At 37.9% G+C, this 24,218-nt stretch carries 26 protein-coding genes, 1 tRNA gene and 1 pseudogene; 15 read left to right on the top strand and 13 right to left on the bottom strand.

Going from position 1 to position 24,218, the window contains the following annotated elements:
- Positions 1 to 61: 61 nt before the first annotated feature.
- Together JOC49_RS03500 and JOC49_RS03505 are read left to right on the top strand one after the other, a co-directional pair.
- A complete protein-coding gene (locus tag JOC49_RS03500; protein WP_341534648.1) occupies positions 62 to 1,345 on the top strand; it encodes an MBOAT family O-acyltransferase in 1,284 nt (427 codons plus the stop codon).
- Between the two features lie 8 nt (positions 1,346 to 1,353).
- A complete protein-coding gene (locus JOC49_RS03505) occupies positions 1,354 to 2,451 on the top strand; it encodes a DHHW family protein (protein ID WP_204662380.1) in 1,098 nt (365 codons plus the stop codon).
- Positions 2,452 to 2,496: 45 nt separating this feature from the next.
- Here the strand turns inward: JOC49_RS03505 and JOC49_RS03510 are convergent.
- Positions 2,497 to 2,583, bottom strand: a tRNA-Leu gene (locus tag JOC49_RS03510).
- Between the two features lie 54 nt (positions 2,584 to 2,637).
- Positions 2,638 to 3,162 (bottom strand): ATP--cob(I)alamin adenosyltransferase, encoded by a 525-nt coding sequence (locus JOC49_RS03515; RefSeq protein WP_204662382.1) that lies wholly within the window; start codon positions 3,160 to 3,162, stop codon positions 2,638 to 2,640.
- 92 nt (positions 3,163 to 3,254) lie between these two features.
- On the opposite strand from JOC49_RS03515, the gene JOC49_RS03520 reads away from it, so the two are divergent.
- The 3 genes from JOC49_RS03520 to JOC49_RS03530 all read left to right on the top strand — a co-directional run bounded on the left by JOC49_RS03520 (position 3,255) and on the right by JOC49_RS03530 (position 7,007).
- Positions 3,255 to 5,894, top strand: coding sequence for a translation factor GTPase family protein (locus JOC49_RS03520; protein WP_204662384.1), 2,640 nt, complete (start codon positions 3,255 to 3,257; stop codon positions 5,892 to 5,894).
- Between the two features lie 94 nt (positions 5,895 to 5,988).
- A complete protein-coding gene (locus JOC49_RS03525) occupies positions 5,989 to 6,474 on the top strand; it encodes a permease (RefSeq protein ID WP_204662385.1) in 486 nt (161 codons plus the stop codon).
- Positions 6,471 to 7,007, top strand: coding sequence for a permease (locus JOC49_RS03530; RefSeq protein ID WP_204662387.1), 537 nt, complete (start codon positions 6,471 to 6,473; stop codon positions 7,005 to 7,007). The genes JOC49_RS03525 and JOC49_RS03530 overlap by 4 nt, the downstream gene beginning before the upstream one ends.
- Positions 7,008 to 7,045: 38 nt before the next feature.
- Here the strand turns inward: JOC49_RS03530 and JOC49_RS03535 are convergent, their stop codons facing one another.
- Complete coding sequence (locus JOC49_RS03535; RefSeq protein WP_204662389.1) at positions 7,046 to 8,155, bottom strand: HD-GYP domain-containing protein; 1,110 nt, start codon at positions 8,153 to 8,155, stop codon at positions 7,046 to 7,048.
- Positions 8,156 to 8,221: 66 nt separating this feature from the next.
- On the opposite strand from JOC49_RS03535, the gene JOC49_RS03540 reads away from it, so the two are divergent.
- Both JOC49_RS03540 and JOC49_RS03545 read left to right on the top strand, forming a co-directional pair.
- Positions 8,222 to 8,731 (top strand): phosphatidylglycerophosphatase A family protein, encoded by a 510-nt coding sequence (locus JOC49_RS03540; protein ID WP_243423568.1) that lies wholly within the window; start codon positions 8,222 to 8,224, stop codon positions 8,729 to 8,731.
- 10 nt (positions 8,732 to 8,741) lie between these two features.
- Positions 8,742 to 9,245: a flavin reductase family protein gene (locus JOC49_RS03545; protein ID WP_204662392.1), complete on the top strand. Its 504-nt coding sequence runs from the start codon at positions 8,742 to 8,744 to the stop codon at positions 9,243 to 9,245.
- Between the two features lie 63 nt (positions 9,246 to 9,308).
- Here the strand turns inward: JOC49_RS03545 and JOC49_RS03550 are convergent, their stop codons facing one another.
- The 3 genes from JOC49_RS03550 to JOC49_RS03560 form a co-directional block, all read right to left on the bottom strand.
- On the bottom strand, positions 9,309 to 10,658 hold the full coding sequence (locus tag JOC49_RS03550; RefSeq protein WP_204662394.1) for an FAD-dependent oxidoreductase: 1,350 nt from the start codon (positions 10,656 to 10,658) through the stop codon (positions 9,309 to 9,311).
- Between the two features lie 78 nt (positions 10,659 to 10,736).
- Positions 10,737 to 12,041 (bottom strand): hemolysin family protein, encoded by a 1,305-nt coding sequence (locus tag JOC49_RS03555; protein WP_204662396.1) that lies wholly within the window; start codon positions 12,039 to 12,041, stop codon positions 10,737 to 10,739.
- A 19-nt stretch (positions 12,042 to 12,060) separates the two neighbouring features.
- Positions 12,061 to 12,729, bottom strand: a complete 669-nt coding sequence (locus tag JOC49_RS03560; protein ID WP_204662398.1) for a Crp/Fnr family transcriptional regulator — start codon at positions 12,727 to 12,729, stop codon at positions 12,061 to 12,063.
- A gap of 99 nt (positions 12,730 to 12,828) precedes the next feature.
- On the opposite strand from JOC49_RS03560, the gene JOC49_RS03565 reads away from it, so the two are divergent.
- The 4 genes from JOC49_RS03565 (at position 12,829) to JOC49_RS03580 (ending at position 15,178) form a co-directional block, all read left to right on the top strand.
- Positions 12,829 to 13,311, top strand: coding sequence for a permease (locus JOC49_RS03565; protein WP_204662400.1), 483 nt, complete (start codon positions 12,829 to 12,831; stop codon positions 13,309 to 13,311).
- On the top strand, positions 13,308 to 14,042 hold the full coding sequence (locus JOC49_RS03570; RefSeq protein WP_204662402.1) for a permease: 735 nt from the start codon (positions 13,308 to 13,310) through the stop codon (positions 14,040 to 14,042). The genes JOC49_RS03565 and JOC49_RS03570 overlap by 4 nt, the downstream gene beginning before the upstream one ends.
- A complete protein-coding gene (locus JOC49_RS03575; RefSeq protein ID WP_204662404.1) occupies positions 14,039 to 14,659 on the top strand; it encodes a 4Fe-4S binding protein in 621 nt (206 codons plus the stop codon). Before JOC49_RS03570 ends, JOC49_RS03575 begins: the two co-directional genes overlap by 4 nt.
- A gap of 84 nt (positions 14,660 to 14,743) precedes the next feature.
- Positions 14,744 to 15,178, top strand: a complete 435-nt coding sequence (locus tag JOC49_RS03580) for a hypothetical protein (protein ID WP_204662407.1) — start codon at positions 14,744 to 14,746, stop codon at positions 15,176 to 15,178.
- 51 nt (positions 15,179 to 15,229) lie between these two features.
- On the opposite strand, the gene JOC49_RS03585 is transcribed toward JOC49_RS03580, so the two are convergent.
- The gene (locus JOC49_RS03585) at positions 15,230 to 15,535 is read right to left on the bottom strand and encodes a hypothetical protein (protein WP_204662410.1); all 306 of its coding nucleotides are present in this window, start codon (positions 15,533 to 15,535) and stop codon (positions 15,230 to 15,232) included.
- 120 nt (positions 15,536 to 15,655) lie between these two features.
- Here JOC49_RS03585 and JOC49_RS03590 point away from each other — a divergent pair, with 120 nt between their 5' ends.
- Entirely contained in the window at positions 15,656 to 16,201 is a 546-nt protein-coding gene (locus tag JOC49_RS03590; RefSeq protein WP_204662413.1) for a chromate transporter, read from the top strand.
- On the top strand, positions 16,198 to 16,734 hold the full coding sequence (locus JOC49_RS03595) for a chromate transporter (RefSeq protein WP_204662415.1): 537 nt from the start codon (positions 16,198 to 16,200) through the stop codon (positions 16,732 to 16,734). Before JOC49_RS03590 ends, JOC49_RS03595 begins: the two co-directional genes overlap by 4 nt.
- A gap of 9 nt (positions 16,735 to 16,743) precedes the next feature.
- On the opposite strand, the gene JOC49_RS03600 is transcribed toward JOC49_RS03595, so the two are convergent.
- The 5 genes from JOC49_RS03600 to JOC49_RS03620 all read right to left on the bottom strand — a co-directional run bounded on the left by JOC49_RS03600 (position 16,744) and on the right by JOC49_RS03620 (position 22,770).
- The gene (locus JOC49_RS03600) at positions 16,744 to 18,327 is read right to left on the bottom strand and encodes an amidohydrolase (RefSeq protein ID WP_204662418.1); all 1,584 of its coding nucleotides are present in this window, start codon (positions 18,325 to 18,327) and stop codon (positions 16,744 to 16,746) included.
- Positions 18,327 to 18,941: a nucleotidyltransferase family protein gene (locus JOC49_RS03605; RefSeq protein WP_204662421.1), complete on the bottom strand. Its 615-nt coding sequence runs from the start codon at positions 18,939 to 18,941 to the stop codon at positions 18,327 to 18,329. Before JOC49_RS03605 ends, JOC49_RS03600 begins: the two co-directional genes overlap by 1 nt.
- A 70-nt stretch (positions 18,942 to 19,011) precedes the next feature.
- On the bottom strand, positions 19,012 to 21,384 hold the full coding sequence (locus JOC49_RS03610; protein ID WP_204662423.1) for a xanthine dehydrogenase family protein molybdopterin-binding subunit: 2,373 nt from the start codon (positions 21,382 to 21,384) through the stop codon (positions 19,012 to 19,014).
- Positions 21,384 to 21,914, bottom strand: a complete 531-nt coding sequence (locus JOC49_RS03615) for a (2Fe-2S)-binding protein (RefSeq protein ID WP_204662425.1) — start codon at positions 21,912 to 21,914, stop codon at positions 21,384 to 21,386. Before JOC49_RS03615 ends, JOC49_RS03610 begins: the two co-directional genes overlap by 1 nt.
- Before the next feature lies 1 nt (position 21,915).
- The gene (locus JOC49_RS03620; RefSeq protein ID WP_204662427.1) at positions 21,916 to 22,770 is read right to left on the bottom strand and encodes an FAD binding domain-containing protein; all 855 of its coding nucleotides are present in this window, start codon (positions 22,768 to 22,770) and stop codon (positions 21,916 to 21,918) included.
- A gap of 246 nt (positions 22,771 to 23,016) precedes the next feature.
- Here JOC49_RS03620 and JOC49_RS03625 point away from each other — a divergent pair, with 246 nt between their 5' ends.
- Positions 23,017 to 23,532 (top strand): cob(I)yrinic acid a,c-diamide adenosyltransferase, encoded by a 516-nt coding sequence (locus JOC49_RS03625; protein ID WP_204662429.1) that lies wholly within the window; start codon positions 23,017 to 23,019, stop codon positions 23,530 to 23,532.
- A 45-nt stretch (positions 23,533 to 23,577) separates the two neighbouring features.
- On the opposite strand, the pseudogene JOC49_RS03630 reads toward JOC49_RS03625, so the two are convergent.
- Positions 23,578 to 23,760 (bottom strand): annotated as a pseudogene (locus tag JOC49_RS03630) (Rdx family protein); the annotation flags it as partial.
- 155 nt (positions 23,761 to 23,915) lie between these two features.
- On the opposite strand from JOC49_RS03630, the gene JOC49_RS03635 reads away from it, so the two are divergent.
- Entirely contained in the window at positions 23,916 to 24,200 is a 285-nt protein-coding gene (locus JOC49_RS03635; protein ID WP_204662433.1) for a glycerol-3-phosphate acyltransferase, read from the top strand.
- Positions 24,201 to 24,218 lie beyond the last annotated feature (18 nt).

Below are 24,218 nucleotides of genomic sequence, written 5' to 3' on the forward strand. Positions count from 1 at the left end.
GATTTTATATTTTAGTGTGCCCCGTTCGTTACGTAACGGGGTACTTTTAACGGGTAGTCTATTGTTTTATTTTTATGGAGAACCTGTCTATACCGGCCTCTTAATATTTTCTGCAGTTTCTGATTATAGTCACAGTGCCTACATAGAAAGGTATAGAGGAACTGGACGTGCTAAAATTGCCCTAATCAGTTCAATAACAATTAACCTGGCAATGCTGTTTTTTTTCAAGTATGCTGATTTTTTTATAGAGTCAGTTAATGTCTTGTTTGGAAGAGACTTCAATAGTCTGGAATTATCCCTACCTATAGGCATTAGTTTTTTTACTTTTCAGACGATGAGTTATACCATTGATGTGTATCGTGGATCGGTAAAGGCGTCTCGTAAATTTTTACCATTTGCCACTTATGTAACTTTATTTCCACAGTTGGTTGCTGGTCCCATTGTTAGATATGCGACTTTAGAAACGCAGTTAATTAACCGTCATATCAACCTGGAATCTTTGAGTTCTGGAATTCAGCGGTTCATTATTGGCTTATCTAAAAAGGTTTTGTTGGCCAATCAGCTTGGTGAATTTACGGTTGCCTTTAGGGCTACAGAATCAAATAGCGTTCTTTTTACATGGGCTTATGCGGTAACGTTTACCTTGCAAATCTATTTTGATTTCTCCGGATATTCGGATATGGCGATTGGTCTTGGGAGGCTGTTGGGATTTGAATTTCCAGAGAATTTTAAGTATCCCTTATGCGCTAAATCCATTACGGATTTTTGGCGAAGATGGCATATGACTTTAGGACAGTGGTTTAGAGATTACGTTTACATTCCTTTGGGAGGCAATCGCGTTTCTCATTTGAAGTGGCTTCGAAATCTCTTGATTGTATGGGGACTAACTGGGTTGTGGCATGGTGCAGATTGGAACTTTATCATTTGGGGCCTATATTTCGGGATAATTTTGGCGGTTGAAAAGTGGTTAAACATCTCAAAAACCACTTCAAAAATTGGACACATTTATGTGATTGGTGTCGTTGTGGTAAGTTTTGTAATTTTCAACAGCTTATCCATGGACCAGTTGTGGCTGGATCTTAAAACAATGTTCGGATTATCTGATGTGCCATTTGTAACATCTGAAACCCTCTTTCAATTAAAGAATTATAGCAACTTAATTTTGTTTGGCGTTCTTGGCGCAACACCGTTACCGAAGTTGACGCTGGAATCAATGCAAAATTTTAAAGGGGTAGATCGTATTCGACAGTTTACAGATCCAGTTGGACTTGTAATTTTATTGTGGGGCGTGACAGCCTACTTGGTAGACAGTTCATTTAACCCATTTCTCTATTTTAGGTTTTAGGAGTGTGTATGAAACAAAAGCAGGTAAAAAACAAGGGGATTGTGTGGATGACGACGTTATTCGTTTTAGTTGGAACTGTAATGCAAGTTTTCACAAATCCGCCTGAAATATCTTATGTTGAAAGGCGAAAGTTGATGGCATTTCCAGACCTGAATTTGGAGCGCATTTTAAATACGGCGTTCATGTCGGATTTAGAAATTCATCTAGCGGATACATTTCCCTTAAGGGGACATTTTAGGACCTTAAAATGGCATATGGGCACCTTGCTTTTCAATCGCCAAGAAATAGATGATTATTATCAAGTTGACCACCATTTATCTAAATTGACCTATCCATTGAACGAAAAACAAGTTGAAATTGGCGCAGAGAAGATTAATGGTATAATTGACCGCTATTTAAAGGATTTGCCCGTATATTTCAGTATTGTGCCAGATAAAAATTATTATTTGGCCGAAGACAACGGTTACCCAAGTATGGATTACAATCAAATGGTATCTATTATGAAATCACAGGTAGAAGAAGCTCTTTATATTGACTTGTTCAATGTGTTGACCTTGGATGATTACTATCAAACAGACCCGCATTGGAATCAGAATCATCTTAATACAGTGCTTGCTGAATTTTCTGAAGCTATGGCATTCGAATGGGATTACTCTAAATATGAGTTGGAAAAAGGACCAGAATTTATAGGTGCCTATGGGTCTCAAATTCCAGGTCATACGCTTGTGGATTCTATGGATTATCTTGTATCACAATGCGTTATAGACAGCTCTCTTTATACGCTGGATACAGATCTAAAAACGACAGTTTACACGCCAAATGCCAATCTTGATATGGATCCATATTCTTTTTTTATGGGTGGGCCAGCAGCGATTCAGGTGATAGAACGGAATCAATCAGAGACCGGATGCTCGCTAATTCTTTTTAGAGATTCATTTGGTTCTTCTATTGCGCCTTTGTTTTTGGCGGGTTATGATAAAATTACTTTAGTTGATCTCAGGTATGTCTCATCTGATATGCTGGACCACTATATTGAATTTGAAAATCAGGATGTGTTGTTTCTATATTCAACGCTTGTGTTAAACCAGAGTATAATGTTACGGTAAAAATAAAGAAACGCCTTCTGACAGATGTCAAAAGGCGTTTCTTTTTGGTGCCGAAGGCGGGAGTCGAACCCGCACGAGTGTTACCTCTCCGGATTTTGAGTCCGGCGCGTCTGCCAATTCCACCACTTCGGCTCAGCTATATTAGAATACCACAAGTTTTTTGGATTGGCAATATTTTTTTGAAGATTATTTATAGTTTCTGCTAATATATTCGATTTCTTCTATCTGGTCCAAAGCATTGAGTTTTAATGCCAATAGGAAAAAATACCCAGACAATAAGTTCGAAAAGTCAAATAAGCGCTCTGGCACGTCATGGCCCATAAATGCGTGTCTGTAAAGCAGCCTAACCAATGCTTTGAACTTCGTTCTAATCACGTGTGCTTGACAAGCCGTGTGCCCCCCTTGAGTCAATACAAATTTTTCAAATCTTTCTTTGACTTCATCTTGCAAAGTTTCAGTGAGGTTTTCTAGCCAAAGATATTCATCGTCAGTTACAGAGACAAAAGTCCTAAGAGATGGATTTAGGTGGTAGACAAGTTCGCAAATAACAATAAGGTCTTTCCGGATTTTTTCATCCTTAATTGTGCTTCTAAGTAAGCCAATCATACTGGCCAGTTCATCCGTCATAATTTCAAAATCACAACGTAAATCATCCGCAGGATCACTTAAAAAAGGATAAGCTTCATGTTTGCTGCGATAAATTGTTTGCATAAAAACCTCCAATGACATTTTTTATTTTATTTTACCATAGGGTTTCAAATAAGAACATGATAGAATAAAATGAATTATAGAAGGTGGTAGGCATGACAAATATAAACTTGGGCATATTGGCACATGTAGATGCTGGGAAAACAACGTTAACTGAATCTTTACTTTATAAGGCTGGTGTGATTGAAAATCCTGGTAGAGTTGACCATGGGAAAGCTTACTTGGATACAGACGATATGGAAAAAGAACGGGGAATCACCATTTTTTCCAAACAAGCAATTTTCAAAATTGATACTCAAGAATATACAATTCTGGATACACCTGGACATGTGGATTTTTCTGCAGAAATGGAACGTACGCTCATGGTAATGGACTATGCAGTCCTTCTTGTGAGTGCGCCAGAAGGGATACAAGGCCACACGCTTACACTATGGCGACTATTAGAAGCATATGATATCCCAACATTTATCTTTATCAACAAAACAGATCAGCTAAGTGGTTCCATTGACCTTGTTGTGACTCAACTTAAAAATAAATTTTCCGAAAATTGCGTTTCCTTCATGCCCACTGATAAAAAAGACTTTTTTGATGACATAGCACTAATAAACGAAGCGTATTTAAATCAATATTTGGATACAGGCACAATTGATTTAAACCATATTTCTAAAGGCATCCAAGAACGTGCTGTTTTTCCAATTTTCTGGGGTTCTGCTTTAAAACTAGATGGAATAGATTTCTTTATGAAGGGAATTAATCAATTTATGTTGCCACCTCTTTACCCTGATACATTTGGGGGACGTATTTTTAAAATTACAAGAGATGAAAACGGGCAACGCTTGGCACACATGAAAATAACAGGACATATCCTACAGGTTAAGGATGAACTCGTTCATGACAGATGGCAGGCTAAAATTAATCAAATTCGGATTTATTCTGGTGTAAAATATGAAACACGGTCTTACGTACCGGCAGGAACCGTATGTGCTGTAACCGGCTTGGATGAAGCTGTCGCTGGGGAAGGTGTTGGGTTTGAAACAAATTCAGACGCTGGGGTACTAGAACCGGTTCTTCAGTACCAAGTTATATTTCCAAATGGTGAATCCTCAAGGATGGTACTTCCATTATTAAAGCAACTGGAAGAAGAATTTCCAGAGTTGGGAATTATTTGGCATGAAGCCTTACAGGAAATACAAATCAAATTAATGGGAGATGTTCAAACAGAAGTACTAAAGCGGATTATCTTGGAAAAATTTGATTTAGAAGTTGACTTTGACACAGGGAAAATACTTTATAAAGAGACAATTGGTAACACTGTGGAGGGTGTTGGACATTTTGAACCTTTGAGACATTATGCTGAAGTACATCTTCTGTTGGCGCCAGGTGAACCTGGTAGTGGCCTTGTATTTGATTCTATTGCTAAAGAAGATGATCTGCCTAGCAATTGGCAAAATTTGATATTGACACATTTAGAAGAAAAGCCACATAAGGGTGTTTTGACAGGATCTGAGATAACAGATATGAAAATTCGCCTTGTGAGCGGACGTGGTCACAACAAACACACTGAGGGTGGTGATTTTAGAGAAGCTACTTATCGCGCAGTTAGACAAGGGCTTATGGAAGCCCATTCTATTTTGCTGGAACCTTTTTATGCTTTAGATTTAGAAATTCCAGAAGAAATGGTGGGCAAGGCAATGACAGACATTGAAACTAAGAAAGGAACGTCTGAAATTGTGAGTTCAGTAGGTGGAATGGTTCGCATACAGGGGCGTGCACCCGTTTCGACTTTGAGGAATTATCATCAAGAGGTTAGGGCATATAGTAGAGGAAAAGGGCGCTTAACACTCAACTATTCCGGTTACGGCATATGCCATAATCAGGAAGAAATAATTGAGCAGATCGGGTATGATCCAGAACTTGACACTGAAAATCCCACAGGTTCTGTTTTTTGTACCAAAGGATCGGGGTATTTGGTGTCGTGGGATGCGGTTAAGGCGCATATGCATTTAGAGCCATGGCTAAAGCAGAAAAAAGAAAGCATCAATGACAAAGAGACACAGTCACAGTTCACGAACTCGGATTTAAGTCTTGAAGAAATAGATGAAATTTTAAATTGTGCAACTGGTGCAAATCAAGGGCGCAAATCTATGTGGCGGAAAAGACACAGCCAGAGAATTTATCAAACAGGACATGTGTTTGATGGTCAATGGCATGAAAAATCTATCACGAAAAAAGAAGGGTATCTCCTTGTTGATGGTTACAATATTATTTTTACATGGGATGAATTGAATGTGCTTGCTAAAGATAATTTCGAAGCTGCTCGGGTGAAACTTTTAGAGCTTTTGGATCATTACCAATCTGCAGGTGATGTCAAAATAATGGTTGTTTTTGATGCCTACAAGGTTGAAAAAAGACATGCTGAAATAGAACACTATAAAAACATACGCGTTGTCTTTACCGGTGAAGCTCAAACGGCTGATCAATATATAGAAAAATTTGCACACACGAATAAAAATATTTATGAAATTACTGTGGCAACTTCAGACGGCTTGCAACAAATGATTATTAGAGGCGCTGGAAGCAGGCTATTATCTGCACGAGAACTTAAGGAAAAACTTGATCAGTATATGGAAGAGGTGAATAAAACCATAAATTCCCTCAGAAAAGAAAATCAATTGCAAACTGAAAAGATTATTAACCCCAGTGTGGCAAAGATATTGGACAAAAAAGACTCTTAAGATAAGGGTCTTTTTTTATTGACATGAAAGGAGTGAGTGTGTATTGTGTAGATATACTACCCCGGGGTATATGGGTTAAGGAATGGAGGTTCGTATGATTGGATTGTATGCTGTTGCAGGATTGGCAATTGGAATATCTTATGTTGTCGATTCTAAAAAGACTGTTGAAGGTCTAAAAAAAGGATGGAAAAAATTTTCGAAATCCTTACCTGAATATTTAAAACTCTTAATTTTAATTTCTATAGTACTGCTAATATCTGAAGATTATATAATTAAGTATTTGGGACAGGAAAATATTTTTTTAGGCTTAATGTCTAGTTTGCTGCTTGGATCAATAACGATGATGCCAGGGTTTATAGCTTACCCCTTGGCTAAAATACTGATTGCAAAGGGTGTCTCATATATGGTTGTTGCTGGATTTGTGACATCTTTAATGTTAGTTGGTGTTGTCACTTATCCACTTGAAAAAAAATATTTCGGAAAGAAAGCTACTGTTTTAAGAAACATTATGAGCTTTGGTGTTGCTGCAGGAATTGCGCTTTTAATGGGAATTTTCTATAGGGAGGTCCATTTGTTATGAAACTAAAAAAGTATAAAAAAACAATAAATCTTATTGTTTTCATTAGCTTTCTTATTTTTTCGGTTGTTTCATTAGTGACAGGTTACGACCTGGGCATTAGGATTTGGGATAATTTTCTAGTATTTGCTAAAGACATGGTTTTGATTTTACCTCCAGCTTTTGCTTTGATTGGACTTTTTGATGTATGGGCTAAGCGCGATAAAGTAGAAAAACATTTGGGGAATACAAACAATCCTATGCGGTTTATCTGGTCAATTTTATTGGCCTCTACCACTGTAGGTGGAACCTTTGTTGCTTTTCCCTTGGCCAATGCTTTACACCATAAGGGCGCTAAATACAGTTCGATTTTGACTTACATAACAGCATCTTCCTTATTTATGATTCCTATGACGATAATGGAAGCGAGTATGCTAGGTCTTAAATTTACACTAATACGGCTTCTTGGATCTTTACCTTTTATAATTGGTGGTGCAATAGTGTTAGGGCATTATTTAGAAAAATCTCAATACAAGCTTCCCGATATTTTAGAATAAAAATAGCTTGCAGAAAATATTGACATAATTCTGCAAGCTTAATCATATATAATTTTTTCTATTGTAAGATTACGCTTTTCCAGTAAATCAATCAAGCCTTTTTCAGTCATATCTACTGTGGTGCCATTAAAGCGTCTTATCACAGGACGAAGCGGATGAGACGGATTGTTTTTTAGTACAATGGCTTTTGAGTGATCGGATAATTGAACATAAGTTCCTGCGGGATATGGGACAATACATCTTATGAAGATGTTGGCATAATCAAAATCAAAAAGACTACCTGCATTCCCCATAATATATTCTAAGACCTCATTGTGTAAAAATGCACTTCGGTGTATTCGGTCTGAAGTCATGGCATCGTATACATCTGCAATCATAATTATTTTTGCGTAGTCATGGATGTCATCTGAAGTGAGGTTGTTTGGATAACCAGAGCCGTCCATACGCTCATGATGCTGGAGTATAGCAGTTCTCACATGGGCATTTAAGTTTGTATTTTTGGACAAAAGTGCATGAGAATACTCAGGGTGCTTTTGAATTGTATAGCGTTGAGAATCCGTTAATGGGCCATCATGGTGGTAAACATCGCTTGAAATATCTTTATAGCCTATGTTTGCGAGTAGGGCTGCTTTGGCTATATTTTGAATATCAATTACATTCATCCCTTTTTTTACAGCCGTCATAATGGATAAAACAGCTGTATTGACTGCATGTTCGTAGTCATAATCACTTTCGGACTTAAGGTCCATAATGGAAATTTTCAAATCAGCGGAGTTAAGAATCTCGTCTACAAGTGTACTGGAAACGGTCCCCATGATTTCGACCAATTCTTGTCCTGCTTTGCCATAGATGAGTTCTTTTTTTTGTTTGGAAATTTGATCTTCAAACGACTGAATACATTTTTTAATATCATGAATTGCTTTTTTTCGGACAATTGGATCGATAATATCTTTTACATCTTCTTCTAAAAGAGCCTCTTCTTCAGGGGTTTTTGTATAAAGTGATTTAAAGCCCAAGGCTCTAATGCGCTCGACGTTTTTTGAACTTAATTTGGCGTTTTTCCGAAGTAGAATCTGATTTTTTATGTTGGTGAGATTTTGCGCTAAAAGCGAATTTTCTTTAAGATAATCAAGGGGTGTAAAACGCATAGGACCTCCTTTCATGCTTTATCTTATGATATAATAGGATAAAAGATGTTTCAAGGAGGAAAATTTATGAAAAGTGTAAATAAATACCATCACAAATATAATATGGATGAATTAAAAACAATGACCATTGAAATGCTCCAGCGAAGAGGCGTTGAATTAATTGATATTGCTAAAATTGTGGTCTATCTGCAAAAAGAATATCAACCTAACATTACGGAAGAAATCTGCTTGGAACACATTGATGCTGTTTTAAGTAAACGTGAAATTATCCATGCGATTATGACGGGTATTGCCATAGACGAAATGGCAGAAAAAAAGATGCTTCCTGAACCTTTACAAAGTATTGTTGAAGCAGATGAAGGCTTATACGGGATTGATGAAATTTTACCCTTATCTATAGTAAATGTTTATGGCTCAATTGGCTTTACCAATTTTGGGTTTTTAGATAAGGAGAAAATTGGTATTATTAAAGAGTTAGATTCAAAGAAAGGTGAGGTTTGTAATACATTTTTAGATGATTTGGTTGCTGCAATTGCTGCGGCAGCGGCTAGCAGATTGGCTCATAGTGGCATATAAAGGAGGCTTTATGCGATCAGTATCTTTTCAAGAGTTGTCGAAAGACTATTTAACACAATTGGTAAAAGGTGCATTTCTAACCGTTAAGAATGGCAAGACTCTTAATACAATGACCATTGGCTGGGGCACAATTGGCTATATTTGGAACAAGCCAGTTTTAATGGTTCCTGTACGTTTGCAGAGGTACACATATAACTTGATAGATAAATCTGATTCATTTACAGTGAGTGTTCCTGTAGAGAAAGACCTTAAAGCGGCACTTAAATTTTGCGGGACTGAGTCTGGAAGAGATGTGAATAAGTTCGAAGCGCTTGGACTTACAGCAAAACCTGCAAAATCTGTGGAGACGCCAATCATAGGGGAGTGTAATCTTCATGTAGAGTGTCGGATAATTTATAAGCAATTAATGGAACCAGGCACTTTGGCAGATGATATTCATGAAAAGTCCTACCCGCAACATGACTTTCACGTTATGGTTTATGGGGAAATATTGGATGCTTACTATACAGATTAACGTAAAAAAACCTGTTCTTCAGAAAGACACAATTTGTGTCTTTGAAGAACAGGTTTTTCTAATTTATTTTTTCATTTCTCTTAAAACAACTTCTGCTGCTTTAATAAGTGGATATGCAGCTGGTGATGCTGTTAGCATAGGTTGTGTTCCGATTTGTGAGACAAGAAGATCTGTCAACGTGAATCCAGCTTGAACAATGAATCCAATAACATTAATCAGTTCACCAACACTGTCGCCACCAATGGCCTCTCCGCCAAGAATTCGGCCACTGTCTTTAGAAACTATAAGTTTAACCAATTGTTTGTGCGCACGATTGAGTTTGCCAGGATGTCTGTCAATCCCTGAAAAGGTACCTGTACAAATATGGAAACCTTCACGGCGTGCACCTTCTTCAGTGAGGCCTGCTACACCATATGAAGATTCCCCGAGATTTGTACTGTAAATACCAATTGTGCCTTTAAATGATCTATATGTGGATAAATGGTCTAGATTCAAACCAGCAACACGCGCTTCAGCACATGCTGTTGACGCCAACATAGTTGTTGATAATTTGCCAGTTGCAAAATCTCGCTTGCTGGCACAGTCGCCTGCTGCAAAAATATCTGAAATGGAAGTACGCATATATTCATCTACAGCTATAAAGCCCTTTTCATTCATGGCAAGTCCTGTTTTTTCTGCAAGTTCTGTATTGGGTCTATAACCCATTGAAAGGACTACAGCTTCAGCTTTCATAGTGGAACCATCCGACAATTTTACACTGTCTACTTTACCATTACCAATGATTTCTTGAATACCAATACCTGTGCGTACATTTACACCACGTGCTTTAAGCTTTTCTTCAGCATCTGAAGCAATATCTGCATCAAATGCCATGCCTAAAATTCTGTCTTGAATTTCGATTAATGTCACATTTTTTCCGAGTTTGTTTAATTCATCTGATGTCTCAACGCCAATAAAACCAGCGCCAACAACAATAATGTTTTCAAACTGATCTAGAGATTTTAGCACACCATCTAAATAGACTTTATTTTTTGGAATGGTGTAAACATTTTCAAGATCTGCTCCTTTAAGCCATCCTGGTACAATAGGTTGAGACCCTGTTGCGAAAATCAATTTTTCATACTGAATCTCCGTACCATCTTCAGTTTTACAGGTCTTGTTGTCAGTGTCTACTTGAACAACAGTATCGATTTTAATTTCAACACCTAGAGCGTGTAAACCTGCGTCTGGCAAAATGTTGTCTTCTGTTGTTCCAAGTGTTCCAAAAATATATGGAATGCCACATGGAATCATGACCTTTTCCTCTCGACGCACAACCATAACTTCTTTTTTTGGATTGTTGGACTTGGATGTCATAGCCGCCACTAATCCTGCCGCACTTCCGCCAATCACCAATACATCAACTTTTTTCATAAAATACTCCTTAAATTATAATATAACATATGTTATTTACAGTTATAATTATAACCTAGTGTGGGCATATGTCAACAATCAAATGCTTCTATGAATCTTGACTTTAATAATTCGCTGATCACTTGTATCAATTGCTTCGTATCGATATGAATCGATTATAACATCAATTTTTTTTGAATTTGGCAAATGACCAACTGTATGAATCAATAAGCCACTAAGCGTGTCATATGATTCTGAAAACTCATCAAAGTTTGTGTGTAATGCTTGATTTAATTCTTTGATAGATGTTTTCCCTGAAGCCAAAAAACTGTTTTTATCAATGGCTTCAATCATTGGCGTATTTAAATCAAATTCGTCGTCTATTTGGCCAACAATTTCCTCTAATAAATCTTCTAGCGTAACAATACCTGAAAAGCCACCGTGCTGGTCAATAAGTAATGCCATGTGTTGTCGCTTGGCTTGCATGTCAATAAAAAGATCATTAATGTTTATCCGCTCAGGAACCCGGTAAGGCGCTCTAATGAGGTGGGCCAATGAAGTGGGTGCATTGTTGTTTTTAAGGGCGTGTGCGCACAAATCGCGCAAATAAAGGATACCAATGATGTTGTCACGGTTATCTTGATAGACTGGGATGCGCGAAAATGGATGATTTAGTAATCCATCTACAGCCTTTGTGTAAGGTGTCTGAATTTCAAGCATGAAAACATCTGGTCTGGCAGTCATAATATCATCTGCAAGTTTATTATCAAAGGTCATAATACTGGTCATCATGTTTTTTTCAATAGATTCGATGACACCTTGTTCTTCACCAACTTCAAGTAAGGATTTGATTTCTTCAAGTGTTATATTTGCTTCAACCCGATCTGTCTTGAACCCTAAAATTCGGATTATGAAATTTGTTGAAAGAGATAATAGAATCACAAAGGGATTCATAATTTTTGCAATCCAAGTAATCGGTGAAACGGCTAGACGCGCAAAACGGTTGGCGTCTTGAAGCGCAATTCTTTTGGGAACCAGTTCACCAAATATAAGAACAAAATAACTGAGTAAGAGGGTTACACCAATGAAGGCGATTTTAGACGCAAAAGGAACGCCAAGCTGGCTTAAAGTATCTCCTAAAACATCTGAAATACCCACTGCTGCAGAGGCAGAAGAAAAGAATCCTGCAAATGTAATGCCCACTTGAATGGTTGACAAAAATTTTGAAGGTTTTTCAGTGAGTTCGAGAAGTTGTAGCGCTTTTGTGTCACCCGCCTCAGATTGTCGTTTGAGTTTTTTGGGATCAACAGAAACGATTGCAATTTCAGAAGCTGCAAAGAATGCATTAACGGCTGTTAAAAATACGATTAATATCAATTGTGTTAGAATAGAGCTATTTGCCATTGTAATCTCCTTTCAGAAGTTATGGTTTTAGAAAATAATCTTTGTTTTTTACTCTAATTATTTTTGAATCATACTCAATTAGATTTTCTTGTTTCATTTTTTGAAGTTCCCGTGATAAGGATGTTCTTTGAACCCCCATTCGCTCTGCGAGCTCTTTCTTTGTCATATCCAGTCTAATCTGGGTGGAATTTTGAAGACGCATTGCACCTGCTATATAGGTTATAAGTCCTTCTCGAATAGACCGATTGATGTGATGCTTGATTTTATCGCCAAGGAGTAGGGCATGGTCTGATATATATTGTAGAAAAGTTCGCAAAAATTCGGGATTTTGGTGACACAGTTCAAATAAGTAGTTTTGATTGATTTCGAGGAGTGTGGTTTTAGATTTTGCAGTGACTGTCATTGGATAATAAGGATTTTTGGAGAAAATCAGATTGCCTCCCAGCAAATCGTCGGGAAGAAATTCCGCTATGGTTAATAAATTTCCATTTTCGTCAATACGCTCAACGGCTACTTTCCCGTTAAGGATTATATCTGCAGTTTTACAGGCATCTCCCTCTAGGTAAATCATTTGATTGCGCACGTAATTTTTTACTTTAACTTTTTTAGTGCGAATTGCTTCCTGTAGTTCTGTGTTAGAAAGAGGTGCTAAGAGCGTATAATAAGCAGATGAGTTTATTAGAGTCATAAGAAACCCTCCTTTTTAAAAAAAGAGTTACATATGTAACTCTTATTTTCTTACGCTTATTATATACTAGGCATAGACAATTTGAAAGGAGAAAAATGAATGGATATTTTTACAATAGGTTTTTGGCTTGTTTCAATTGTGCTTTTTATAGTGTCTCTTGTTAAAAGCAAACAAAAAACTGTAGACGCGATGAAGAAGTCAAAAATGATGATGGGCAGTATGATTGGTGAAATTGTCGCAATTATTTTTTTAATAGGAATTGTGCTGACGTTTATCCCACCTGAATCCATTAAATCAGTATTGGGATCAGAGAATACCCTAATGGCCGTAATAATTGCAGCATTAGCAGGTAGTATAACTTTGATTCCCGCTTTTGTAGCGTTTCCATTAGTGGGATCATTTATTGATATTGGTGCGAGCATTGTGCCAGCAGTTGCTTTTTTAACCACACTTACAATGGTTGGAATTGTCACTTTTCCGCTTGAAAAAAAGGCGTTTGGACTTAAATTTACACTAATGCGAAATGCGCTAAGTTTTGGCGCAGCACTTGTGATTGCTGCAGCAATGGAGGTGATATTATGAAGCCACTTCAAATGATTCGGAAAAACAAACTCATGTTTGCAGTGGGTGTAACCTATTTAGCCTTACTTGTTACCATGCCTGAAAAAGCGACACAAGCATTTGGGAATAGTGTGTACTATTTAGTTGAAATGTTTCAAGTTCTTCCAGTGATATTTTTACTGACAGTTGTTATTGAAGCGTTGATTCCAAAAGAAATGATTATTAAAAGGTTTGGCGAAAAGTCGGGTTTTATGGGTAATATTCTTGCACTTGTTCTTGGTAGTATATCTGCAGGGCCAATATATGCGGCATTTCCTATAAGTAAAATGCTATTATCCAAAGGTGCATCTGTTGCAAATGTGGTGATTGTTATCAGTTCATGGGCAGTTGTTAAAGTCCCTATGCTGGCAAATGAAGCCAAGTTTCTAGGGGTTGACTTTATGGCAGCTCGGTGGGTTTTAACCGTAATCTTTATATTTGTTATGGGCGCTGTGATGAATAGACTTGTAAGCAGGTCGTCACTTGATGCAATCGGGACTCAGTTGGAAAGCGATAAATTAAGTATAAATTCTGATTTTTGTGTTGGCTGTGGCATTTGTGTGAACATGGCGCCTAACATTTATGAAATCAGCGATAAAAAAGCAATCGTAATCCTTGACACTGTGTTGCCAGCGCATCATGAGATAATTTTAGCCACAGTTAAAAAATGTCCAACTCAAGCGATTGCTTACAATCAAGGGGGAATAAGATGAAACGATTTTGGATTCAACTGGCTTTTTTAGGTCTATTTACTTTGATTATAATGAGTGGAAAAATGGTGCTGTGGTTGGGCATATTTGTGCTTTCTCTTTTAATTGGAAAAGTATATGGCCGTTTTTACTGTGGATATATTTGCCCTATGAACACAACAATGCAGTGGGCTGAGAAGGTTTCACAAAGATTTGGGTGGCAGCGGGGTGGGACTCCTAAATTTTTAAGTCATAAGTGGATTCCATGGGGCGTTCTTGTTTTGATGGGTGTGTCTATGATTTTATCCAAGCGCATCTTAAAATTTGATATGCCTGTGTTGATTGTCTTGATTGTGATTTCCATAGGATTGACCCTACGCTATAAGCAAGAAGTTTTTCATAATCATGTGTGTCCATATGGTGCGCTTTTAAAAGCAACAGGTCATAGCCCGGTGTATACCACACAGGTAGATTATAATGCATGTATTGGATGCCATAAATGTGAAAAAGTATGCCCTTCTGGGGCAATTCAAGTAAATACAAATACACGAAAGGCAAGTGTAGATCCGTCAATTTGCCATCAATGTACGGATAACTGCGCAGGGGTTTGTCCAGTAAATGCAATTGCCTACAAAAAATAAATTGACCATATTCTTGCCACATTTCTGGAGTAATATAGTCTCATAGCAACACAAAAATAAAAAACGATTAAAGGAGTGACTGTTATGAAAAAAATGTTATCTTTAGTATTGGTTGGTATTACTGCAATAGGTGCAATGGGTATGTCCTATGCAGCTTCCCCTTTTGGATCGGCAGATATTTATGCCAGATATGCAGAAATTACCACTGAGGAAGCATATGCGGTAAAACTGGAAAGTGGTCAAACATTTGGAGAACTCGCTGAAGCAGCTGGATTCTATGAAGACTTTAAAGCGTCAATTTATACTGCAAAAGTTGAAGTTGTTGAAGAATTAGTAGCAGAGGGTGAGTTGTCTCAAGAAGATGCTGATGCAATTTTGTTGGCACTTGAAAATTGTGATGGCACACAGCAACACGTTTTAAGAGAAAAACTTAATTTTGGACAAGGTAACAAAGGCGAAGCCCGCGGACAAGGGATGCAGAATGGTCAAGGCATGATGCAACGAGGCGGTAGACGTTAAGGACAAAAATTAAAAGCTTTAAATTCCAGTTATGGAATTTAAAGCTTTTTTTTATTCCCATTCAATCATATTATCCCTAAAGAATACAATAAGGCCATACGCAGCAAGTATGGACATGTATTGGTTGTTTAAAGAGCGTTCGACCCCTTTAATGTAAGCATTTTCTTTGTATTTCATTTCGTTGCGTTCCATAGCTTTGTGAAAAACACCCTTAATCAACTCGGGATTTTCCAAATCTTTGATTTGAGTGTAGTATTTATCGTACTCATCGCTTAATTGATTGACAAAATAAGAATCTAACTCAGGATATCTGGCTTTGTACGTGTTAATGACTTCATCTTTAGATTTAATGCGCATATTGGACCTCCTTTTTAAAAGTAATCTTATACTTTATTTTAAAATTATTGTAACAATTTGTCAAATGATGGTGTGGTTTCCTGTGATATACTATAAAGAACAAGACAAAAGGGTGGGTATATGAGAAACTATATTTCTATTTTTTGGATATTTTTTAAAATGAGTGCAGTGACCTTTGGTGGCGGCTATGCAATGCTCCCTATACTGGAGCGAGAAATTGTAGAAAAACGTGGGTGGTTATCACAAGAAAAAATTGTGGATTACTATGCAATTAGCCAAGGACTACCAGGAATTATTGCTGTTAATGTCGCCATATTTATAGGGAAAGAGAAAAAAGGAGTTTTGGGTGGGGTTTTTGCAGCACTTGGAATTGTAGCACCTTGTCTGATTATAATTACTTTAATTGCCACTTTTTTGAAAAATATTGAAGATCAACCCATAGTGAGAAATGCATTTGCTGGTATATCCATTGGCGTATCCGCTTTGATTTTGGATGCTGTTATTAAACTATGGAAAAAAGCAGTTGTAAATAGATTGGGCTTGATGATTTTTGGAATTATTTTTTTAGCGATGATTTTTACAACAATTTCACCAGTTGTTTTTATTGCATTTGCATCATTGGTAGGACTGCTTTCAGCAAAATTTACCAAAGGAGATTCGAAATGATTATTTTAAAACTTTTTTTTGAATTTTTTAAAATTGGTTTATTTGCTGTAGGAGGCGGAATGGCCGCAATTCCTTTTTTAAGGCATCTGTCTCTGTCTACAGACTGGTATCCAATAGCCTTTATAACGGATATGATTGCCATCTCAGAGTCTACACCGGGCCCAATTGGTATTAACATGGCAACATATGCAGGTTTTACTATTGCAGGCTTACCCGGTGGCATTGTTGCAACCTTGGGCATGATTATGCCTTCAATTATTATTGTTACAATTGTGGCAAGTTATTTGGCTCGCGTTCGAGAAAGTCAATTGATGGCGCATGTTTTCATGGGGCTCAGACCAGCTGTCACTGCATTAATCGCCATTGCAGCTTATGATATTATTCGGACGGCAGTTTTAAATTTTGAAGCTTTTAATGGTTTGAAAGTCATATACTTTTTACTTGTTTTCTATCTAATTCGGCGATATAAAAAACACCCCATAGCCTATGTTGCATTGTCTGCAGGCGTAGGTGTGCTTTTAAATTTTGCATGATGAGGTGGATCACAAAACCCATTGGCCACCGATCATGGTTTTAAGGACTTTTATTTTTGGAATATCTTCTTTGCTTATGGTAAACAAATCTTGATCTAATACAATTAGATCGGCGAGAAAGTTTGGTTTCAATCGGCCCTTAAAGTGTTCCTTGAATTCTATATAGGCACTTCCAACTGTATAGGCATCAATGGCATCGAAGATATCCATAGCTTCATTGGGATTTAAAGGTCCCTTGTTACATGTAAGTGGTTTTCTTGTGATGGCACAATATAAATTATTAAAAGGATTTAAGTCTTCAACTGGTGCATCCGTTGAAAATCCAATTGGTGTCCCCAGTTGGGTTAGCGTATTAAAGGCGTAAGAAGTGGCAGCAAGGTGGGGACCCACTCTTTGCTTAACAATTTGGACATCATAATCGATAAAAATCGGTTGAACCAATACAGGAATTTTGTGGGCCGCTATTTTTTTGAGTTGGGACTTTGATGTAATTTGACAATGGACAATTCCATGCCTTAATGTGTTTTGACCACCATCAAAGGTCTTCTCATAGGCTTTAATAACGCTGTCAATGGCGCCATCCCCAATAGCGTGGGTAATGACTTGAATACCGTTTTCAGCAGCGCACTTGCAAAGCTCATTAAGGGCTTCATCGCTTAAGGCCTGTGTGCCATTTGTTTCTGGTGCATCCGCATAAGGTGCATTTAAATGTGCTGTACGGGCACCGAGCGAACCATCTTTAAAGAGTTTTAGAGTTCCTTTAGAAAGTTTTTTTGTGTCATAATTGGGATTGTTAAATTCAGTTTTTAAATACCGGTCAAAATCGTGCATGTTCTGGAAATTAAATTGATGGTGATATCTTATTTTTAATGAATTTTTTGAATTCAGTTGGTGTAAAGCTTTAAACACAGCGTCAATGTCATTTCTAAGCACGTCACAAGATTGGACTGAAGTGATGCCATTTTTAAGGGCATGCTCTATACCGGCTGTTAAATTGTGCTCCCAATCAGCATCTGATTTTGGTGGAATGGCTGTGTATATGAATTTCACAGCATTTTCTGTAAAAATACCATTTGGCATACCAGCTTCGTCTGTTAAAACCTCACCACCTTCTATATGGGTATCGGGGGTAACCTTTAAAATCTCTAGAGCTTTGGAATTTCCAACGGCCAAATGGCCACATGTTCTTGCAAAAACAATTGGAATTTCTGTTGAAATTTGATCAAGATCCCATCTGTTTGGGAGCCTTGTGTGGTCATCTGTAAAATAATCTTGGTTCCAGCCCATACCATAAAGAGCAGTCATTTTATGTGTTTTTAAATAATCCTTCCCGATTTGTATCAGATGTTTAATGGATTTTGCTTGGGTTAGAGAACATGCAGATAAGAATTCACCCACAGAAGCCAAATGCAAATGACAGTCGTTAAAACCTGGGATGACGGTTTTACCTTTTAAGTCATAGAGTATACTGTTAGACTTTTCTTGTTTTGCAGCATCTCCAATAGCAATTATTGTGTCATCTTTGATTAAAAGGCTATCTGTAAAGACGTTGCGATCTACATAAATTTTCCCATTGGTAAGTAAAAGTGCCATTAGAATCCTCCATGTTTTTTATAGTATTCTTGAATGTTTTTATAAGCTTCAGGGGTATCCATATCCATTAGAATTCCAGGGTCATCGACAGTTACGTAAATGGCATCATCATTAAACAATGAAAGTAGTTTTTTTAAACCGCCATCGCCATTATGGTTTAAAATAGGGTCGATTAATTTTTTTGAAAGAAGTGGAGGATGGCCTTTTTTATAATTTATGGAAGGATAGACAATTTTGCATGTATTTTGTTCAAAAGCCGCTTTTAGAAGTGTTATGGTATCTTGCTTTACAAGCGGAATGTCTGCAAGGTGGATAAAAAAACCTGATATATTTTTTGGAAGTGCTTCTACTCCTGCTTGTATGGATGTGAACATTCCTTTTGCAAAATTTGAGTTGTGAATACAGGTTACGGGTTTGTTTGTTAGATAATCTGTTAAGGTGTCAGAATTGTGACCTGTAACGACAATAATAGGATCAATTTCCAAATCGCTGAAAGCAGCGATGGCGTGGTCAATGGCATTTTTAGAACCGATAGGAAGTAATGGTTTAAAAGACCCCATTCGTGATGCAAAACCAGCAGCAATAATAATGGCTGCATATCTTTTATTTGACATTTAAATCTCCTTTAAAATGTAAAATGGTACGTTTCTATTGAAACGTACCATTTTTTATAGGGGGTGTCAATTATTGTTTTTTCGATGCGTTTGCAATTGCCAGGGCAACACTTTCAGGGTTGAGTGGCAATCTATAGAAATCTATTTCTAGGGCATCGTAAAGTGCATTTCCAATTGCAGATGGAACAGATATCATTGGGTGTTCACCAATTCCTCTTGCACCATAAGGTCCATCTACTTGTGCTGTTTCTGGATCTTCAATATAAATTGGTACAATTTGATCTGGAATATCTTTTGCAGTTGGTATTTTATTGTCTGTAAAGGATGGATTGAGGAGTTTGGCGTCAGGGCTGAACTTGTAGCCCTCAATAAGAGCTGAACCGAGGCCTTGAATAACGCCACCTAAAACCTGTCCATCAACAAGTTTTTTGTTGATCACTTTACCGATGTCAAAGGCTGAAGCAATTTTTAATACGTGTACTTCACCTGTTTCAACATCGACTTCAAGGTCCACACCATGTGCACCAAATGTCCATACCAAACCAGGGCGGCCCTGACCTGTTTCAGGATCAGGATTTGTCAAACCACTTGCCATGTAGATGCCATGGGCAATAACTGGTCCACCAATTCCGTTTCCATTTTCATACATATAACCCATAGCCAATTTTTTAAATGGAATCTGACGGTGTGTGTGGTGTACGTGGTAAATTACACCATTGTCGTGTTCGAGTTCATCAGGGTGACATCTTAAAACTTGAGCAGCAACTTCTTTCATTTGCTGAATCATGTTCTTTGCCGCTTTGCGAACGGCATTACCGCCCATAAAAGTATATTTTGAAGCAACTGTATTCCAGTCATATGGGTGTTTATCTGTATCAACGTTCCATACTACTTCTACATCATCCATAGGAATTTTAAGTTCTTCAGCAGCGATTTGTGCCATAACTGTATTGGCCCCTTGTCCCATGTCAATTGCACCGATCATTACTTTTACATGGCCATCTTCGTTCATTTGCATAATTGCAGCAGTTGACGTGTAACTTGGCATTGCAGGTGCCTTTTGGAGTAGGGCAAGACCCTTTCCTCGAATTTTACCTGTTTTAAGCTCTTCAGCTCGTTCAGCTTCAGTTTTTCGTCCTGTCCAGCCAATTTCTTTAGCAACAGCTTCTAGACAGGCTGTAGGACTTCCAGTAGTTTTGTATACAAGTTCACCACTAATTGTTGTGTCCCCAGGTTTTAGAGCGTTTTTCATCCTAAAATCAAATGGATCCATACCGAGTTCTGTTGCGATACGTTCCATATGTCTTTCAATGCCCCAGTGGGTTTCCAAATGGCCAAACCCTCGGTAGGCTGTACTGAAAACTTTGTTGGTGTAAATGGTTCTAGAATGCAGTTCAATATTTGGAACATGATACGGACCAGCGCCTGAATAAACAGCTGTTTTACCAACGTTTACACCATAATCTGCATAAGCGCCACTATCCCAATCGTGATATATTTCCATTGCAGTGATACTGCCATCTTTCTTAACCCCTGTTTTAACGCGTGTACGCATCCCAGCACGGGTTGGCAAAAGGTTGAATTCTTCTTCACGTGTTGCTTTTAGTTTAACTGGTCTGCCTTTTGCAGCTCTAGATAGAATGGTTACAAATGGCTCCAAATGGATTCCGGCTTTCCCGCCAAAACCGCCACCAATATAAGGGACAGTTACGTGAACGTCACTCTTATTGATCCCTAGAGATTTTGCCAAAAGTTGGCGAATCGCAAATGGAGATTGTCCCGAACTCCAAATTTCAACTTTATCTGAATAGGGATCAGCTTTTGCTATCGTAACGTGAGTTTCCATTGGAACATGGGCTACAGCGGGAACAGAGAATTCATCTTCCAAAACAAAATCAGCTTCTTCAAATCCTTTTTTTACATCACCTTTTAGGGTGCGGTTCCAACTGGCGATATTTGTCCCCTTTTGCGGGAAAAAGACGCCAGCCATATGTTCATAGGTATGAAGGTCTTCATGAACCAATATATTGCCTTCAAGTGCTTCATCGACATTGTGAATAATTGGTAGAGGCTCATAGTCAACTTTAATCAAAGATACAGCTCTTTCAGCAGTTGTTTCATCTACAGCTGCAACAGCTGCAACAATTTCACCTTGATAGCGTACTTTGTCTGTTGCGATTAAATTTTTATCAACCATGTAAAGGCCTACACGATAAGGTGCATCCTTACCAGTAACAATTGCTTTTACACCAGGCACTTTTTCTGCTTCAGATGTATCAATTGACACGATCTTAGCATGGGCATGGGGTGAATGGACACATTTGGCGTGGAGCATGCCGGGAAGTTCCATATCGTGAACATAAACTGCTTGCCCAGTGACTTTCTCTTGGCCATCTTTACGGTTATAAGGTTTTCCGATGTGTTTTAATTCTTGATCACGCATTATTTGGATTCCTCCTTTTCCTTCTTGGCAGCGGACAAAATCGCATCTACAATTGGGAAATAGCCTGTACATCGGCAGAAGTTTCCTGCGATTGCCTCTTTAACTTCTTCAACAGTTGGATTAGGATTTTGATCTAATAAGGCTCTTGAAGACATTAACATGCCTGGTGTACAGAAGCCACATTGTAGGGCATCAAATTCCACAAATTCTTTTTGAAGTGTAGACAACTCACCATCTTTAGCAAGCCCTTCTACAGTGACAATATCAGCACCTTCGGCCTCAACGGCAAGGATCATACAAGAGTTTACTGCTTTTCCATTCATCATAATTGTACAAGCACCACACTCACCTTCGCCACAACCTTCTTTAACGCCAAAAAGCTTCATTTGATTGTGTAAAAAGTTAAGCAGTGTCATTGTAGGATCCACCAATTCGCATACTTTATCGCCGTTGATAACGCAATTGAGTTCGATTTTAGTAAGTCCTGAGTCTTTATAGGTAAAACAGCTGTCGCCATTATGATTACACATATTATTTGCCTCCCATCTCAAGTAACTTTTTCATGCCTTTTTTTGCTAAAACACCAGAAATATGCAATCTGTAATCTGCGGATGAACGAATATCAGAAATCGGTTTAATATGATTCTTGATTTCAGATTCTAACCATTCTGGAAGCGTATCATCCAGTGATTTTTCGCTTATTTGTTTTTCCAAATCAACCAATCTAATTGGTGTTGGAGCAACGGCAGACATTGCAACACTGACTTTATGGCTTGGTGTCATCCTGAGTGTTATACCTGCAATACCAAGGTCATGACCTTTAATTCTAGCTTGTTTCAGAAAAACACTGTGATCTTCTGTTTCAGAGTCTGCCAATTGGACCCCAATTACAATTTCACCAGGATTTAAAACAGTGCGTTTGACCCCAGTAAAGAAAGATTGAATTGGAACTTCCTTATTTCCTTGTGGTGTTGCAATGTGTACAACTGCATCAAATACCAAAAGTGGGGAAGCGAGGTCCGCACCCGGTGATGCGTTGCAAATGTTCCCTACCAAAGTAGCTCTGTTTCTCAATTGGTAAGAAGCCAATGAATCAGCAGCTTGTTTTAATGCCATGTATCGTTCTTTAACAGGCTCAGATTCTGAAATTTGATTTACAGTGACGGATGCACCAATAAACAAGCCTTCTCCCGGCTTGTACTCAAATCTTTTTGTTTCAGGAATTTCCTTGATGTCCAAAACATGGTCCACAATCTGCATGTTTCGACGCAGAACAACCATGAGGTCCGTACCGCCAGCAAGAAGCTTTGTTTCTGGGTACTCCCCTAAAAATGTCAACGCTTCTTGTAAGGATTTGGGCCTTTGGTAATCGAATTTACTTAGCATAACCAACCTCCTAAATGTGTTGTAACTTTTTAACAACAAGTTACCTATTTTACTTTCAATTTAATGATTAACCCTTTTATTATAGTTTATACCTATCTTTATTAATGCGATACCCATTTTGTTTGGTATGTGTTCACAAAAATGTAGTTTTTGATTTGTTAATCTTTCCGAATTCTCTGATAACTTGGCAATACACAATAATTTGGATAGAATAGATTTAGAAAACGCACGGAAGGGGATTGCCTTATGGAAAAAGGATTTATACACGTATACACTGGAAATGGAAAGGGAAAAACAACAGCGGCATTTGGGCTTGCAGTTCGCGCATTATGTGCTGGAAAAACTGTTTATATCGGTCAATTTGTAAAAGATATGAAATACAGTGAAACAGGCCTTGAAAATTATTTTGAAGGTTTATCCATAGAACAGTTGGGACAAGGGTGCTTTATTGAAACACCTCCAGGACCCGATGATAAGGTCGCGGCTGAAGAGGGGCTAAAACGTGTGGCAGACCTCTTGGAAACTGGCACTTATGACGTGGTTATACTTGATGAAATTTTTATTGCGCTTCTCTATAAATTAATTGATGAAAGTCGTGTTTTATCGGTTTTAGAAAAAAGACATCCTAGTGTTGAGGTGGTATTAACTGGGCGGTATGCACCGCAGTCAATTTTGGATGTTGCAGATTTGGTCACCGAAATGCAAGCCGTTAAGCATTATTATGAACAGGGTGTTTTATCCCGCAAAGGTATTGATTGTTGAAAGATACGAATCCAGATTTGGGGTGTCCAAATCTGGATTCGTGTTTTACAAGACTTTTTTTAGCCTTTCAAGAATGTCGAGCTCATCCGGATGACGGACGTTTTCCTTGAAGTTGTTAAATATCTCGGCACCATCGTAGGCAACTGTAAAAATGCCACCTGAACTTTTTACCAACTCAACTTCAGCGTTTTCAAAAGTAGCTTTGATTCTAACTTCCAAACTAGAAGCTCTCCCTCTGAAACCTCACGAGTCACAATATGTGATTGTAATTTTTGAATTCATGCTTCCCTCCATAATTTCAATTGATATTATAATTTTAGCATTTAATTGACATAAAATAAATGGTAAAATAATCCATAGACTTAAGAAAGTGAGCGCTTATTATGGAAAATGTTTTTTGGGCAATTGGGATTGGGTATTTGATTGGCAGTATTCAGCCTGCCTTTATTTTGGGTAAACTGTTTAGAAAAGTTGACATTCGGACTTTAGGACACGGAAATTCTGGGGCATCAAATGCCACTCAATCTTTGGGGATTAAATTTGGTGTTGCCGTTGCCCTAATTGATATTTTAAAAGGTGTTTTATCGATTGTTTTAACTAAAATAGCCGAGAAGTCCCCCGCCTCTAAGCCACCTTGCTCACGGAGTGAGAGTGCAGGTGGGGGATGAATCGGCTTGTTTTTGACC

The sequence above is a fragment of the Fusibacter tunisiensis genome, assembly GCF_016908355.1.
Classification (GTDB): domain Bacteria; phylum Bacillota; class Clostridia; order Peptostreptococcales; family Acidaminobacteraceae; genus Fusibacter_D; species Fusibacter_D tunisiensis.

Coding starts and splice junctions, on each gene's coding strand:
- JOC49_RS03620 (WP_204662427.1), bottom strand. CDS start 22,770: ATGCTAAGTAAATTCGATTACCAAAGGCCCAAATCCTTACAAGAAGCG.
- JOC49_RS03555 (WP_204662396.1), bottom strand. CDS start 12,041: ATGGCAAATAGCTCTATTCTAACACAATTGATATTAATCGTATTTTTA.
- JOC49_RS03575 (WP_204662404.1), top strand. CDS start 14,039: ATGAAACGATTTTGGATTCAACTGGCTTTTTTAGGTCTATTTACTTTG.
- JOC49_RS03585 (WP_204662410.1), bottom strand. CDS start 15,535: ATGCGCATTAAATCTAAAGATGAAGTCATTAACACGTACAAAGCCAGA.
- JOC49_RS03550 (WP_204662394.1), bottom strand. CDS start 10,658: ATGAAAAAAGTTGATGTATTGGTGATTGGCGGAAGTGCGGCAGGATTA.
- JOC49_RS03545 (WP_204662392.1), top strand. CDS start 8,742: ATGCGATCAGTATCTTTTCAAGAGTTGTCGAAAGACTATTTAACACAA.
- JOC49_RS03595 (WP_204662415.1), top strand. CDS start 16,198: ATGATTATTTTAAAACTTTTTTTTGAATTTTTTAAAATTGGTTTATTT.
- JOC49_RS03610 (WP_204662423.1), bottom strand. CDS start 21,384: ATGCGTGATCAAGAATTAAAACACATCGGAAAACCTTATAACCGTAAA.
- JOC49_RS03535 (WP_204662389.1), bottom strand. CDS start 8,155: ATGCGTTTTACACCCCTTGATTATCTTAAAGAAAATTCGCTTTTAGCG.
- JOC49_RS03580 (WP_204662407.1), top strand. CDS start 14,744: ATGAAAAAAATGTTATCTTTAGTATTGGTTGGTATTACTGCAATAGGT.
- JOC49_RS03615 (WP_204662425.1), bottom strand. CDS start 21,914: ATGTGTAATCATAATGGCGACAGCTGTTTTACCTATAAAGACTCAGGA.
- JOC49_RS03530 (WP_204662387.1), top strand. CDS start 6,471: ATGAAACTAAAAAAGTATAAAAAAACAATAAATCTTATTGTTTTCATT.
- JOC49_RS03520 (WP_204662384.1), top strand. CDS start 3,255: ATGACAAATATAAACTTGGGCATATTGGCACATGTAGATGCTGGGAAA.
- JOC49_RS03505 (WP_204662380.1), top strand. CDS start 1,354: ATGAAACAAAAGCAGGTAAAAAACAAGGGGATTGTGTGGATGACGACG.
- JOC49_RS03625 (WP_204662429.1), top strand. CDS start 23,017: ATGGAAAAAGGATTTATACACGTATACACTGGAAATGGAAAGGGAAAA.
- JOC49_RS03540 (WP_243423568.1), top strand. CDS start 8,222: ATGAAAAGTGTAAATAAATACCATCACAAATATAATATGGATGAATTA.
- JOC49_RS03570 (WP_204662402.1), top strand. CDS start 13,308: ATGAAGCCACTTCAAATGATTCGGAAAAACAAACTCATGTTTGCAGTG.
- JOC49_RS03560 (WP_204662398.1), bottom strand. CDS start 12,729: ATGACTCTAATAAACTCATCTGCTTATTATACGCTCTTAGCACCTCTT.
- JOC49_RS03635 (WP_204662433.1), top strand. CDS start 23,916: ATGGAAAATGTTTTTTGGGCAATTGGGATTGGGTATTTGATTGGCAGT.
- JOC49_RS03605 (WP_204662421.1), bottom strand. CDS start 18,941: ATGTCAAATAAAAGATATGCAGCCATTATTATTGCTGCTGGTTTTGCA.
- JOC49_RS03515 (WP_204662382.1), bottom strand. CDS start 3,162: ATGCAAACAATTTATCGCAGCAAACATGAAGCTTATCCTTTTTTAAGT.
- JOC49_RS03565 (WP_204662400.1), top strand. CDS start 12,829: ATGGATATTTTTACAATAGGTTTTTGGCTTGTTTCAATTGTGCTTTTT.
- JOC49_RS03525 (WP_204662385.1), top strand. CDS start 5,989: ATGATTGGATTGTATGCTGTTGCAGGATTGGCAATTGGAATATCTTAT.
- JOC49_RS03590 (WP_204662413.1), top strand. CDS start 15,656: ATGAGAAACTATATTTCTATTTTTTGGATATTTTTTAAAATGAGTGCA.
- JOC49_RS03600 (WP_204662418.1), bottom strand. CDS start 18,327: ATGGCACTTTTACTTACCAATGGGAAAATTTATGTAGATCGCAACGTC.